At 67.5% G+C, this 14,733-nt stretch carries 9 protein-coding genes; 4 read left to right on the top strand and 5 right to left on the bottom strand.

The features are described 5' to 3' along the window. Position 1: 1 nt before the first annotated feature. Entirely contained in the window at positions 2-1,222 is a 1,221-nt protein-coding gene (locus AC5P8R_RS12875; protein ID WP_014646845.1) for a TraB/GumN family protein, read from the top strand. 136 nt (positions 1,223-1,358) lie between these two features. Here AC5P8R_RS12875 and AC5P8R_RS12870 read toward each other — a convergent pair whose 3' ends face one another. Genes AC5P8R_RS12870 through AC5P8R_RS12860 form a run of 3 tightly spaced genes read right to left on the bottom strand, consistent with a single transcriptional unit; the run spans position 1,359 to position 9,105 of the window. Continuing rightward, the gene (locus AC5P8R_RS12870; RefSeq protein WP_495223497.1) at positions 1,359-4,445 is read right to left on the bottom strand and encodes an efflux RND transporter permease subunit; all 3,087 of its coding nucleotides are present in this window, start codon (positions 4,443-4,445) and stop codon (positions 1,359-1,361) included. Continuing rightward, the gene (locus AC5P8R_RS12865) at positions 4,442-7,963 is read right to left on the bottom strand and encodes an efflux RND transporter permease subunit (RefSeq protein ID WP_069117150.1); all 3,522 of its coding nucleotides are present in this window, start codon (positions 7,961-7,963) and stop codon (positions 4,442-4,444) included. Before AC5P8R_RS12865 ends, AC5P8R_RS12870 begins: the two co-directional genes overlap by 4 nt. Then, positions 7,960-9,105: an efflux RND transporter periplasmic adaptor subunit gene (locus tag AC5P8R_RS12860; protein ID WP_014036886.1), complete on the bottom strand. Its 1,146-nt coding sequence runs from the start codon at positions 9,103-9,105 to the stop codon at positions 7,960-7,962. Before AC5P8R_RS12860 ends, AC5P8R_RS12865 begins: the two co-directional genes overlap by 4 nt. 205 nt (positions 9,106-9,310) lie before the next feature. Here AC5P8R_RS12860 and AC5P8R_RS12855 point away from each other — a divergent pair, with 205 nt between their 5' ends. Both AC5P8R_RS12855 and AC5P8R_RS12850 read left to right on the top strand, forming a co-directional pair. Then, positions 9,311-9,700, top strand: a complete 390-nt coding sequence (locus AC5P8R_RS12855) for a c-type cytochrome (RefSeq protein ID WP_075076756.1) — start codon at positions 9,311-9,313, stop codon at positions 9,698-9,700. Positions 9,701-9,709: 9 nt separating this feature from the next. Beyond that, a complete protein-coding gene (locus tag AC5P8R_RS12850) occupies positions 9,710-10,171 on the top strand; it encodes a c-type cytochrome (protein WP_005416218.1) in 462 nt (153 codons plus the stop codon). A gap of 153 nt (positions 10,172-10,324) precedes the next feature. On the opposite strand, the gene AC5P8R_RS12845 is transcribed toward AC5P8R_RS12850, so the two are convergent. Further along, the gene (locus AC5P8R_RS12845; RefSeq protein WP_014646841.1) at positions 10,325-12,208 is read right to left on the bottom strand and encodes an ATP-binding cassette domain-containing protein; all 1,884 of its coding nucleotides are present in this window, start codon (positions 12,206-12,208) and stop codon (positions 10,325-10,327) included. A 356-nt stretch (positions 12,209-12,564) separates the two neighbouring features. Next, complete coding sequence (locus tag AC5P8R_RS12840) at positions 12,565-13,440, bottom strand: LysR substrate-binding domain-containing protein (RefSeq protein ID WP_014646840.1); 876 nt, start codon at positions 13,438-13,440, stop codon at positions 12,565-12,567. A 101-nt stretch (positions 13,441-13,541) separates the two neighbouring features. Here AC5P8R_RS12840 and AC5P8R_RS12835 point away from each other — a divergent pair, with 101 nt between their 5' ends. Beyond that, positions 13,542-14,621, top strand: coding sequence for a YeiH family protein (locus AC5P8R_RS12835; RefSeq protein WP_495223496.1), 1,080 nt, complete (start codon positions 13,542-13,544; stop codon positions 14,619-14,621). Positions 14,622-14,733: the final 112 nt, after the last annotated feature.

Raw genomic sequence — 14,733 nt, 5'->3', positions numbered from 1 at the left:
CATGACCGAAACCCTTCCCGAGACCGGTGACGACCTGTTCGCCGGCCAGCCGGTGCGCGTCGTCGAACGCGACGGCGTGCGCTACACCCTGCTGGGCACCGCCCATGTCTCACGCGCCAGCGTCGAGGCGGTGGAGAAAGCCATCGACAGCGGTCGCTTCGACGCCGTGGCCGTTGAACTGGACCCGCAGCGCCTGCAGGCGCTGAGCGACCCGGACACGCTGGCCAAGCTCGACCTGGTCGAGGTGATCCGCAAGGGCCGCGTCGCCCTGTTCGCCGCCAACCTGGCCCTGTCCGCCTACCAGCGCCGCCTGGCCGAACAGCTCGACATCGAGCCGGGCGCGGAACTGAAACGCGCGGTGGAACTGGCGCGCGAACGCGACCTGCCGGTGCACCTGATCGACCGCGAGGTCGGCCTGACCTTCCGCCGGGCGTCGCAGCGGCTTGGGTTCTTCGGCAAGCTGAAGCTGGTTGCCGGGCTGGGCGCCGGCCTGTTCTCGTCCGAGGAAGTGGGCGAGAACGAGATCGAAAAGCTCAAGCAGGGCGACATGCTGGAATCGAGCTTCGGTGAGTTCGCCAGCGAGAGCCCGGCGCTGTACGAAACCATCATCGGCGAGCGCGACCGCTACATGGCCACGCGCCTGCGCGAGGAGCACACCCCGCAGCAGCGTGAAGTGCTGGCGGTGGTCGGTGCCGGTCACCTGGCCGGGCTGGCGCGCTACCTGGAAACCGATACCGAGGCACCGGCGCCGCTGCGCGCCGAGCTGGAGGCGGTGCCGAAGAAGCGCAACATCCCGTGGTTCACGCTCGGCATCCTGGCGATCGTGGCGACCGGCATCGGTGTGGGCTTCTACCGCGGCGGCCTGGGCGTGGGCACCGAGCTGCTGGCGACCTGGGCAATGTATACCGGCGGCCTGGCGGGCCTGGGCTGCCTGCTGGCAGGCGGTCACCCGCTGAGCATTCTCACCGCGATCGCGGTGGCCCCGTTCAAGCCGTTCCGCCTGAGCATCCCGACCGGCGCATTCTCGGCGCTGGTGGAAGCGCGCCTGCGCAAGCCGGCCTACGAGGACTTCCTGAAGCTGCGCGACGATGCGCAGAGCCTGAAGGGCTGGTACCGCAATCGCGTTACCCGCGTGGTGCTGACCTTCATGCTGACCAACATCGGCAGCATGCTCGGCCTGTGGCTGACCACCTTCAAGGTGTGGGGCAAGGTGGCGGGGTAAGCCTCTCAACCGGCCACAGAATCTGTAGCGCCCGAGCCCATGCTCGGGCGACGCCGCGACGCGGCGAGCAGAAAAAAAAGGGGGAGACCGCCCCACTACGACCGGCCTCCCCCACACCACAACACGTTGGCGCGCATTACGGCCGGGCAGCGCCCGGCTCCATCCTCTCCAGCCCGCGTGCACGGCGGATCAACCGCGTCACGGCATTGCGCAGGTCATCGAGCACCGCATAGATCGTCGGCAGGAACAGCAGGCTGACCACCGTCGAGAACGCCAGGCCGCCCGCAATCGCGCGCGCCATCGGCGAATACTCCGGGCCATTGCCGAACATCTGCGTATCGGTCAGCGAGATCGGGATCATCGCCAGGATCGCCGTGCCCATGGTCATCATGATCGGGCGCAGGCGTTCGCGTGAGCCTTCCACCAGCGCCTGGGTGCGGCCCATGCCGCTGCGCCGCAGGTTGTTGATGTGCTCGATCATCACGATGCCGTTGTTCACCACCACGCCCATCAGCACCAGGATGCCGATGAAGGACATGATCCCGAACGAGGTGCCGGTGATCCAGAACAGCCAGAACACGCCGAAGATCGAGAACAGCACTCCGCTCATGATCGCCGCCGGGAACAGCAGCGACTCGAACACCGCCGCCATCACCACGTAGATCATCACCAGTGCGATCAGCAGGTTGAACACCATCTGCTGCATGGCCTCGTCGTCGTTGCCGTAGTCGCCGCCGTCGAAGGTGAAGCCATAGCCGGCCGGGAAGTTCATCGGCTTGAGCACGGCTTCGATCGCCTTGCGCCCGTCCGGCGCGGTGACCTTCTCGGCCAGGTTGGCCTTGATGGTCAACGTGGTCTGGCGGTTGGTGCGGCCGATCTGGGTGGCCGACGAACCAACGTCCACGGTGACCAGGCTCAGCAGCGGCACGCTGCGGCCATCGCCGGTGCGCACGCTGAAACCGGCCAGGTCTTCCGGGCTGCTCTGCTCGGCGCCGGCAAAGCGCACCCACACCGGCACTTCGTTGTCACCGCGGCGGAACTCGCGCATCGGCGCGCCGCGCAGCGCCAGGCCGACGAAGCTGGCCACCTGCTCGGCATTGAAGCCGAACGCTGCGGCACGCTCGCGGTCGACGCGCACCTTCAGCTCTCCGCCCTTCTCGCCGTTGTCGATGCGCACGTCACGCAGCTCGGCACGCTGCGCCAGCAACGGCACCACTTCCTGGCCGATCTCCTGCAGCATCGAGCTGGAATCACCCACCAGCTGCACCTGCACGCCCTGGTTGCTGCCGCCACCGCCATCGCCGCCCTGGTTGCCGACGAAGTAATCGGTGCGTGCCGACTTCGGCAGGCCCTTGCGCAGTTCCTCCTGCAGCGACTTGATGTCCTTGGCGAACTTTTCGTCCAGGGTGACCACCGTGGAGCTGCCTTCCTGCTCGCTGTACCAGGAATACACCTGCTTCACGTGCAGGCGTTCGCGGTTCTGGTCGATCCAGTTCTCCACCCGCGCCACTTCCTCGGACATCTGGCGGTAGGTGTAGGCGCCCTTCCACATGTAGCCGATGAAGATGTCCTTGCCCCCCTCACCACCGAACATGTCGACCTTGGTCAGCTTCATCGGCACCAGGCTGACCAGCACCACGAGCAGGATGCCGAGCAGGCTCCAACCGCGGTGATGCAGTGACCAGTCCAGCAGCTGCGCATAGCGTCGCTGCAGGCGCGCGATCAGGCCGGTCTGCGAGTGCACCAGCTTGGGCGTGGCCATGCGCGCGGACAGCATCGGGATCAGGCTGACCGCCACCAGCCACGAGGCCAGCAGCGAGACCGAGATGGTGATCGCGATCTGCGCCATGAAGATGCTGATGTTGTTGGTCTCGCCGAACAGGTTCGGCACGAACACGATGCAGTGGCACAGCGTGCCGGCGCTGAGCGCGATGGCCACGTTGCGGGTGCCGATGATCGAGGCCAGCCGTGGCTGCCCCGGCATGCGCTCGCGCTCCTGGTAGATGCTCTCCACCACCACCACCGCGTTGTCGACCAGCATGCCGACGGCCAGCAGCAGGCCCATCATGGTCAGGATGTTGAGTGTCACCCCGACGAAGTACATGAAGCCGAGGGTGATGGTGAAGCAGATCGGAATGGCCAGGGTCACCATCAGCGTCGACGGCCAATGGCGCAGGAAGAAGAACAGCACGGTGACCGACAGGATCAGGCCGACCGCGCCGGCCTCGGCCAGTTCCAGCAGCGAGGACGTCACTGCCTTGCCCTGGTTGTCGATCACCTTGATCTGCACGTCGCGCATCGACGGCTGCGCGCGGATCGCCTCGACCTCGGCCAGTGCCGCACGCGAAACGTCCACCAGGTTGGCGCTGCGTTCCTTGAAGATGTCCAGGCCCACCGCCGGGTTGCCGTCCAGGCGGCGCCCGTAGTTCATCCGCGCCGGCTTCAGGCGCACGTCGGCGATGTCGCCCAGGCGCAGGCCCTTGGCGTTGATCACCAGGTCGCGCATTTCCTGAAGGTCGGTGATCTCGCCTACCGGCTGCACGCGCACGCGTTGGCCGTTGTCATCGATCTGCCCGGCCGAGATCGAGAAGTTCAGCGTGCGCAGGCGCTCGCTCAGCTCGTTGATGCTCAACCCATGCGCGTTGAGCCGGTTCGGATCGATGGCGATCTCCACCTCGTTCGGCGGCGCACCGGTGATATCGACGCGGGCCACACCGGGAATACGCTCGATGCGCCGCTTGAACTCACGATCGAGCATGTCATAGGCGGTGGTCAGGTCGGTGGTGCTGGCCAGCCGCACCTTCAGCACGGGCTGGTCGCTGCTGGACCACTTGAACACGTTGTAGCGCTGCAGGTCGTCGGGCAGGTCGCTGCGGATCGCGTCGATACGCTCGCGCGCGTCCGACGCGGCAATGGCGATGTCGCGGTCCCAGTCGCTGAACTCGATGTAGATCAGCGCCGCCTCGGAGGTGGCCGACGAGCGCATGCGCTTGATGCCGGTCATCGTCGCCAGCGATTCCTCGACCGGACGGATGATGGTCCGTTCCACTTCTTCCGGGGTCGAGCCGGTGTAGGGAATCTGCACGAACAGGAACGGCGCGGAGATGTCCGGCAGCGCCTCCAACGGCAGCCGGAACGAAGCGATCAGGCCGATCACCACCAGCGACACGAAACACATGATGGTGGTGACCGGACGGCGGATGGAGAACTCGGCAACACTCATGCCGGTTCCTCCACACCCGCTGTGCCGCCCTCGTCGCCATGCAGGCCCTCACCGGCGTGCTTGCGGCCGCGCTCACGGTAGTAGGCGTCGCCGCGACGATCCATCAGGTCGTACACCACCGGGATCACCAGCAGCGTCAGCAGCGTCGACACCAGCAGGCCACCGATCACGGTGATCGCCATCGGTGCACGCACTTCGGCGCCCTCGCCCATCGCCACCGCCAGCGGCAGGAAGCCGAACAGCGTGCACAGCGTGGTCATGATGATCGGGCGCAGGCGGGAACGCGCACCCTCCACCAGCGCCTCATGCTTGGCCACGCCGGCCTCGCGCAGCTGGTTGACCTTGTCGATCAGGATGATCGCATTCTTGGTGACCAGGCCGACCAGCAGGATCAGGCCGATGAACACCACCACCGAGATCGGCTTTCCGGTCAGCATCAGCGCCAGGATCGCGCCGACCAGCGCCAGCGGGATGGTGAACAGGATCACGAACGGGTGCAGCAGGGATTCGAACTGCGAGGCCATCACCAGGTAGACCAGGAAGATCGCCAGGCCGAAGGCGAAGATCAGCGACTTCGCCGCCTGCGCCAGTTCCTCGCCCTGGCCGCCGATGTGCAGGCCGACGCCCGCGCCCAGCGGCTGCTCGGCCACCATCTGCTGCACTTCGCGCATGGCGGCGCCCAGGTCGATGTCGCGCAGGTTGGCCGATACCACCGCGACCCGGGTCTGGTCGGCACGATGGATCTCGCTGGGGCCGGTGGTGGCGACCACGTCGGCCACCGCGTCCAGGGTCACCGGGCGGGTGCTGCCCGGATTGACGATCAGCCGGCGGATGCTCTCCACGCTGGCGCGGTCACCTTCCTGGGCGCGCACCAGCACGTCGATCTTGCGGTCACGGAAGCTGTAGCGGGTGGCGACGTCGCCACGCACCTTCTTCACCACCACGTCGGCGATCTGGCGGGTGGTCAGGCCCAGCGCACCGGCGCGCTCCTGGTCGAAGCGGATCTGGATTTCCGGGAAGCCCTCTTCCACCGTCGACTTCACGTCGGCGTAGTGGGCGTTGCCGCGCAGCATCGCCGCCAGGCGCTGGCCGGCCACTTCCAGGGTCGCCATGTCCTGCCCGCGCAGTTCGATTTCCAGCGGCGTGGAAAAGCTGAACAACGCCGGCCGCGCGAAGTCGACCTGGGCACCCGGGTGCTGGCTCATGGTGCCGCGCAGGCGCTCGGTGATCGCCGCTTCAGTGTGCGCATTGCCGCCACCTTCCATCACCACGGTCAGCTTGCCGATGTTCTCGCCACTTTCGGTCGGGCTGGCATCCAGCCGGGTGCCGCTGCCACTGACGCCATACAGCGAGGCCACGCCTTCGCCCTTGCCATGCGCCAGCTGCAGCTCGCGCACCAGCGCATCGGTCTGCTTCAGCGGCGTGCCGGCCGGCAGCTTCACCGTCATTTCGAAACGGTCCTGCGCCAGCTGCGGGATCAGGTCGGCGCCAAGCATCGGCACCAGCGCCATGGTCGCCACGAAAATGATGGCTGCCACGCCCAGCACCTTGCCGGGATGCGCCAGCGCACTCGGCAGCAGGCGCAGGTAGCCTCGCTCGGCGCCTGCATAGGGCTTCATCGCCAGGTCGCTGGCCTTGCGCATCACCGGGCCGACCACCGCCACCACGCCGCGCCACAGGCGCACCACGAGCCAGGCCAGCGCATAGAAGCTCCAGCGCACGCTGGCGAGCACGCCACGGCGGCCCAGTGCAACCGGCTTCTGCCAACGCTTCTGCGGCTGCCATGCTGCGTTCGGCGCCTCTTCCGGGAACGCCAGCGGCGGCCGCCCCTTCAGCGAGCTCAGCATCGGGATCAGGGTCATCGACACCAGCAGCGAGATCGCGATGGCGATCGCCACGGTCAGCGCCTGGTCGCGGAACAGCTGCCCGGCGATGCCATCGACGAACACCAGCGGCAGGAACACCGCGATGGTGGTCAGGGTCGAGGCGACCACGGCCATGCTCACTTCACGGGTGCCGGCGATCGCCGCCTGCAGGATGCCCAGGCCACGCTCACGGGCCTTGGCGATGCTCTCCAGCACCACGATCGAGTCATCCACCACCAGGCCGGTGGCCAATGCCAGGCCACCCAGCGACATCACGTTCAAGCTCAGGCCGAGCTGGCCCATGAAGAAGAACGTGGCGATGATCGAGACCGGCAACGACAGGCTGATCACGAACGTACTCCAGCCATCGCGCAGGAACAGGAAGATGATCAGGATCGCCAGCAGGCCGCCGATCACGGCATCCTTCTTGACGTCGGCGATGGCGTGCTCGATGAAGCGCGACTGGTCCTCGATGGTGGTCAGCTCGACATCGGACGGGAACGTGCCCTTGATCTGCTCCAGGCGCTTGCGCAGCGCTTCAGCGGTGGACACGGTGTTGGCGTCGCCTTCCTTGTAGATGGCCAGCTCGACCGACTCCTTGCCGCCCAGGCGGATGATCGCTTCGCGCTCCTTGTAGCCCTGGCGCACGGTGGCCACGTCCTTCAGGCGCACCGGCACGCCGTTGGCAACCACGCTGGAGCCACCGCCGGACGATGCGCTCTGTGCCGCCGACGCCGCCGCGATGGCGGCCGCCGAACCGGTCGACGCGGCGATGTTGAACATCTGCTGCAGCGCCGAGTCCGCCGCGCTGCCATTGGCGGCCTGGGTGGTCACCAGCAGGTTGCGGATCTCCTCCAGGTCGGCGAACTGGTTGACGGTACGCACCAGGAAGCGCTGCGAGCCCTCCTCCAGGCGGCCGCCGGAAATGTTGATGTTCTCGTCCTTCAGGCGCTTGATGACGGTGTCGATCGGCAGGTTCAGCTGGGCAAGCTTCTGCTGGTCGATGTCGACCTGGATCTCGTCCTCCAGGCCGCCGCCCACCTTCACTGCCGCCACACCGGTGACCGGCTCCAGCTTCTTCTTGAGGTCTTCATCGGCATAGCGGCGCAGGCCGGTCAGCTCGCGCACCGCATCGGCATCGCTGGTCGGCGCCGTCTTGTTCGACAGCACCAGGCGCATGATCGGCTCGGTTGACGGATTGAAGCGCAGCAGCACCGGGGCCTTGGCCTCCAGCGGCAGGTTCAGCGCTTCCATCTTGTCGCGCACCTCCAGGCTGGCCTGGTCCATGTTGGTGCCCCAGGCGAATTCCAGCACCACGTCGCTCTGGCCGGTGCGCGAGACCGACTTCAGCTTGCGCAGGTTCTTGACCACGCCGACCGCTTCTTCGACCGGCTGGGTGATCAGGGTTTCGATTTCAGTCGGCGCTGCACCGGTGTATTCGGTGCGCACGGTCAGCGTCGGGTAGCTCAGGTCGGGCAGCAGGTTGACCTTGAGATTGCCCAGCGCGATCAGGCCGAACAGCAGCAGCGTGACCGTGCACATGGCGATGGTCACGCGGCGGCGGGTGGCAAACTCCACCAGGCCGCCGCGCATGCCGGCGGCGGCGCCGTCGCTCGCCGGCGAGGCACCGTGGTCGTGGCCCGGGGCGGTCATTGCTTGCTCCCGGCCTTGTCTGCGGGCTTGGCGGCCGCAGCGACCGTCTTCGCCTTCGGATCGGCAATCACCTGCACCGTGGTGCCGTCGCGCAGGGCGACCTTGCCGGCGGTGACCACCTGATCACCGGCCGCCAGGCCATCACGGATCTCCACCCACGGGCCCTCGGCGTAACCCAGCTTGACCGGAACGCGTGCGACCTTGCCTTCGCGCACGCGGAACACCGCCGGCTCACCGTCGTCGAGCAACGCCAGGCGCGGTACGACCAGCGCATCGGCACGCTGGTCGTAGTCGATGCGGATGCGACCGAACATGCCGGGCTGCAGCGCGTGTGCGGCGCCGTCGAAGGCGCTGACCACGCGAAACGTGCCGCTGCCCGAATCCACCACCGGCGCGATGCGATCAACGGTGCCGGTGAAGCTCTGCCCCGGCAGCGCGTCGGCCGCCAGCGTCACCGGCTGGCCGGCGCGCAGGGTGGCCAGTTCACGCTCGGGCACGTTGAGGGTGGCTTCCAGCCGCGAGTTGTCGACGATGCGGAAGATCGGCGTGTTGATCTGCACGAAGTTGCCGGTCTTGATCGAGCGCGATGCGATCACGCCGGAGATCGGCGCCACCACCGTGGTGTAGGACAGCTCCAGCGTGGCCAGCCGGTACTGCGCGCGGACGTTTTCCAGGTCGTAGCGCAGCTGGTCGACATCGGCGGCGCTGACCATCTGCTGGCCGACCAGCTTCTGTGCGCGCTGGTAATTGTTTTCCAGCTTGCGCATCTGCGCTTCGCTCTGTGCAACGGCCAGCCGTGCACGATCCGGGTCCAGCCGCACCAGCGGTTGGCCGGCGGTGACCCGCTGCCCTTCCTCGACCAGCACCGCCAGCGCCACGCCGGAGGTCTTGGCGACCACCTGCGACTCGGCGCGTGGTTCCAGCGCGGCAGTGCCCGTGTAGCTGGCCGCGACGGCACGATGGCTGGCCACCGCCACTTCGACCGGGACTGCGTCGACCTTCTTCTCCTCCTTGGTCTCGGCAGCCTTGGCTTCGGAATTGGGCCCTGCGGCGCAACCGCCCAGCAGCAGGGAGGTGGAGATCAGCAGTGCGGCAGCGCAGATTCCGCTGCGACGGCCGGACAGGAAGGTTGGGTGCGACATCGTCGGGTCCCTGAAGGATGCGTGGACAGGTGTGGTAGCAAAGTAATGCACCACTTCACGGCAACACCATATCCCAAAGGTCATGGTGCCTTCACGCCGCCGGTCGGCCCGACCCCATTTCAGCTAGATGAAACCTGAGGCTATACTCGGGTCGTTCCGTACCCCACGCCGGAACGACCAGACCCGAATCCCCGGAAACGACACCATGCGCCCGCAGCCGCTCGCCGCTTGTCTCGCTCTGGCCGTCCTCCTGCCCCTTGGGGCCGCCGCACAGCCCGCTCCTGCTCCTGCCGCACCCGCCCCGGCCCCGGCTCCCGCCGTTGCGCCAGCGCCCGCCGCACCCACCGGCAACTTCGACAATGGCCGCGTCCTGGCCTACACCTGCCAGGGCTGCCACGGGATCACCGGCTACAAGAACGCCTACCCCAGTTACCGGGTGCCGAAGATCGGCGGCCAGACCCAGCAGTATCTGGCCCAGGCCCTGACCGAGTACCGCCAGGGCAAGCGCCGGCATCCGACGATGCAGGCGCAGTCGATGAGTTTCAGCGAACAGGAGATCGCCGATCTCTCTGTTTACCTGTCCACCGTCAAGTAAGGCCCGCCCATGTCGAAAGCCGCGCATCCGATGCGTCACGCCATCGCCCTGTCCGTTGCCCTGCTGCTGGCCGCCTGCTCACAGTCGCAGGTGGAAAACAGCGAAAAATCGGCCGCCGACCCGGGCCATGCCAGCGGCGAGCACGGTTCATCGTCCTCCGCCGGCCTGCCCGCTGGCCGCGAGGCCGCCGGTGAAGCCCGCGCCAAGGTGAAGGGCAAGGCCACCAACCAGAGCTGCATCGACTGCCATGGGGCCGACGGCAATGCGCCGATCGATCCGACCTACCCGAAGCTGGGTGGGCAGTACGGTGACTACCTGGCGCACGCGCTGCAGGCCTACCGCGCCGGTGACCGCCAGCATGCGCTGATGACGCCGCAGGCGAAGGACCTGAGTGATCAGGACATCGCCGATCTGGCGGCGTACTTCGGCAGCCGGCCGAGCCAGCTGCGGGATCTGCACGGGGTCAAATGACGGCCGCCCCCCCGGTCGGTGCGGACCGTCGCTTGGTAGGTGCGGACCGTTGGTCCGCACAGATTCCGGATATCCACGCATGGCGTGGATCTGCTGAGCCGAGCGTGGGCTCGGCTCTACATCAATCGGCGCGATCGTGGCGCCGGTCAACGCTCAGCCTTCCAGCTCTTCCCAGCGCGCGTAAGCGGCATCCAGTTCGGCCTGCACCTTGGCCAGCTGCTGGGTGTGCGCCGTCACTTCAGCACTGCTGCGGGTGTAGAACGATGGGTCGTTCATCGCCGAGGTCAGCCCTTCGACATCGCCTTCCAGCTTCTCGATGGTCTTTGGCAGCTGCTCCAGCTCGCGCGCTTCCTTGTACGCCAGCTTGCGCTTGGGGGCTGCGGGAGTCGCGGCCGCAGCAGCGGCCGGTGCAGCAGTCGCCGGCTTGGCAGCCGGGGCCGCGGCAGGCGCAGCCACGCTGGCCGCATAGCGCTGCCAGTCGCTGTAGCCACCGACGTACTCGCCGATCACGCCGTCGCCTTCCATCACCAGCGTGGAGGTCACCACGTTGTCGATGAAGTCACGGTCGTGGCTGACCAGCAGCAGCGTACCGGTGTACTCGCCCAGCAGCTCTTCCAGCAGCTCCAGGGTTTCCACGTCGAGGTCGTTGGTCGGTTCGTCCATCACCAGCAGGTTGGACGGCTGCGCGAACAGCTTGGCCAGCAGCAGGCGGTTGCGCTCGCCACCGGACAGGCGGGTGATCGGCGCACGCGCGCGCTCGGGGGTGAACATGAAGTCCTGCAGGTAGGCATGCACGTGCTTGCGCTTGCCGTTGAACTCGAGGAAATCGCGGCCTTCGGCCACGTTCTCGATCGCGCTCCAGTCTTCGCGCAGCACCGCGCGGTACTGGTCGAAATAGGCGATCTGCAGGTTGGTGCCCGCATTGACCTCGCCCTTGGCCGGCTGCAGTTCGCCCAGCAGCAGCTTCAGCAGCGTGGTCTTGCCGCTGCCGTTGGGGCCGATCAGGCCGATGCGGTCGCCACGCAGGATGGTGGTGGTGAAATCGCGGACCATGGTGCGCTCGCCGAAGGCGAACGAAATGTCCTTGACGTCGATGACCTTCTTGCCGGAGCTGACGCCCTGCGCGGCTTCCATCTTGACGTTACCGCTGAGGTCGCGGCGCTGCGAGCGTTCGGTGCGCATCGCCTTGAGGCGGCGCACGCGGCCCTCGTCGCGGGTACGACGGGCCTTGATGCCCTGGCGGATCCAGACTTCTTCCTGCGCCAGCAGCTTGTCGAAGCGGGCATTTTCCTGCGCCTGCGCGTTGAGGCGTTCCTCGCGGCGGCGCTCGTAGTTGGCCCAGTCGCCCGGCCAGCTGGTCACCTGGCCGCGGTCGATCTCGACGATGCGGGTGGCCAGCGCACGCAGGAAGCGGCGGTCATGGGTGACGAACACCACGCTGCCGCTCCAGCCCTTCAGGAACGCTTCGAGCCAGTCGATGGCTTCGATGTCCAGGTGGTTGGTCGGTTCGTCCAGCAGCAGCACGTCCGGGCTGGAGACCAGTGCACGGGCCAGCAGCACGCGGCGCTTCATGCCGCCGGACAGGCGGCCGAATTCGGCATCGCCGTCCAGGTCGAGCTTGGTCAGCGTTTCGCTGACGCGCTGGTCCAGGCCCCAGCCGTTGGCGGCGTCGATCTTGGCCTGCACATTGCCGAGGGCTTCACCATCGAAGACCTCGGCATGGCTGAGATGGTGGAACTCGGCCAGCCACTGGCCCAGTTCACCGAGACCATCGGCAACGACGTCGAACACCGAGCCGGCGGCGCCGTGTGGCACTTCCTGCTCCAGGCGGGTGACGCGCACGCCCTGCTGCACGCGGACTTCGCCGTCATCGGGCTTGTGGTCGCCCGACAGCAGCTTGAGCAGGGTGGATTTGCCGGCGCCGTTGCGGCCGATCAGGGCGATGCGTTCGCCCGGCTCGATCGACAGTTCGGCCTTTTCCAGCAACAACGGGCCGCCGACGCTGAAGTCGACGTTCTGCAGAGTAATCAGAGGCATCCGGATATTGTACGGGTTGGGGGCGTCGGCCGGGTTGCACCCGGCACCCGCGGTAGTGCCGGCCGCTGGCCGGCAACCTCAACGGCAACGTCAAAAGCTGGTTTCCTGTGGGATGGCGGGATGGGTCCGGTCGCGGGGGACGCCGTAAACCCGTCCCTGGGGGCTTGGCCGCGGCATCCATGCCGCGGACACCCCCGCCACCGGACCCATCCCGCCTTCGACAGATTCCTGCAATCTGTCGGAACTACATTCTGCTCTGGTGGGTGTCGACCTTGGTCGACACGGTAGATCCACGCCATGCGTGGATGAGCGCTACAAGAAGGGTCGATGGATGGAGTCGACTGGAAATCTGATGGCTACCCCACCTCCCCCAGCAACGCCTGCAACCCCGGCAGCCATTGCTTGCCGGGGTGGCGCACCAGCCACAGGGTGCGCTGCAGGGCCGGCAGCGGAGTCTCGAGCACGCGCAGGCGGCCCAGGGCCAGCGGCTCTTCCAGCGCGTGGCGCGACAGGCAGGCCAGGCCGAGGCCGGCGATGGCGGCCTGCTTGATCGCTTCGGTATTGCCCAGCTGCAGGGTCTGCGCGAAGCCACGCAGGTGCGGCAGCAGGGCCTGTTCCACGGCTTCGCGGGTGCCGGAGCCAGGCTCACGCAGCAGCCAGCGTGCGCGGCGCAGTTCATCCAGCGACCAGCGTGCGCGGGCATCGGCGGCAGCCACGATCACCAGTGGGTCCTGCTGCCACGCGGTCACCTGCAGGCCACGCTCATGGCACGGGCCTTCGATCAGGCCGGCGTCGACGTCCAGGCGCTGTACCGCGGCGACCACGCCGGCACTGTTGTCGATGCGCAGATCGACCTCGGCCTGCGGCGCCTGCCGCAGCAGTTCGGCGATGCGTGGCGGCAGCAGGTAGTTGCCGATGGTGGTACTGGCGGCCAGCACCAGCCGTAGCGGTGCGCCCTGCGACGGGTCGCCGCCGGCGGCCAGCTGCCGCTCCAGATCGGCGGCGTTGACCAGCAAGGTGCGCGCCGGCTCCAGCAGCGCGCGGCCGTGCCCGTTCAGGGCCAGGCGGCGGCCGATGCGGTCGAACAGCGGGGTGCCGAAGTGCGCCTCCAGCTCCTGCAGGGCGGCGCTGCTGGCCGACTGCGAGAGCGCGACGGCCTGGCCGGCGGCAGTGGTGGTGCCATGGTCGGCGATGGCGACGAAGACCTGCAGCTGGCGCAAGGTCAGGCGCATGGAATGTACCCGCTTTATAGGTAGATTTCACCCATATTATTCGTTTTACAGGTCAGTGACACAGGCGCACGCTTGGCCCATCACTCCAGTCCTGTCGCGCCATGAACGCCACCGCTCTCTCCTCCTGGTCCCTGCCCGCCCTGCGCCAACGCTGGCAGCCTCGCCTGCCCGGCCTGCTGCTGGTGGGCCTGATCGCGGCGGCGTCGCTGTACCTGGCCCAGCTTCCCTGGCTCCAGGCGCATGGCCTGAGCGCGCTGACCGTGGCCATCGTCGCCGGCATCGTGGTCGGCAACACCCTTTACCCGCGGCTGGCGCCGAGCAGCGCGGCCGGTGTCGGCTTCTCCAAGCACTGGCTGTTGCGCGCCGGCATCGTGCTGTACGGCCTGCGCCTGACCTTCCAGGACATCGGCCACGTCGGCGTGGCCGGCGTGCTGATGGACGTGCTGGTGGTCGCCAGCACCTTCGGGCTGGCCTGCTGGCTGGGCATGCGCGTGTTCAAGATGGAGCGCGAAGCGGCGATGCTGATCGGCGCCGGCAGCGCGATCTGCGGCGCGGCGGCGGTGATGGCCGCCGAGCCGGTGGTGCGCGGCCGCGCTGCGCAGGTCACCGTCGCGGTCTCTACGGTGGTGGTGTTCGGCACGCTGGCGATGTTCCTTTACCCGGCGTTGTATGCACTGGTGCAGTCGCACGGCTGGCTGGCAATGGACGCGCGGCAGTACGGCCTGTTCACCGGTGCGACGGTGCATGAAGTGGCACAGGTGGTGGCGGCAGGCCGCGCGGTCAACGAAGCAGCGGCCGACACGGCGGTGATCACCAAGATGGTGCGGGTGATGCTGCTGGCGCCGTTCCTGGTCGCGCTGTCGCTGTGGCTGGCGCGTGGCGGCAAGGCCAGCGCCGACGGCAAAAAGGCGCGCATCGTGGTGCCGTGGTTCGCTTTTGGGTTCGTGGCGGTGGCCGGGTTCAACTCGCTGCATCTGCTGCCGGCGGGCCTGCAGGCGGGGCTGGTGCAGCTGGATACCGTGCTGCTGGCGATGGCGATGGCCGCGCTGGGCCTGACCACCCACGTCTCGGCGCTGCGCCAGGCCGGGCTGAAGCCGCTGCTGCTGGCGCTGATCCTGTTCGCCTGGCTGCTGTTCGGTGGCCTGGCGATCCATCAGGGTGTACTGGCGGTGCTTGGCTGAGCAGGAGCGTGCCGACCCAGGTCGGCACCCACCCGTAGATCCACGCCATGCGTGGATGCCCCCCGGGTGTATTCACGCCCTGCGTGGATGACGACTCCGATGGGGTCGGAGC

Source organism: Stenotrophomonas sp. YJH_SMC_73 (genome assembly GCF_059370155.1).
Note: the sequence above shows the minus strand (reverse complement) of the source record. Positions and strands in the feature narration are given on the sequence as shown.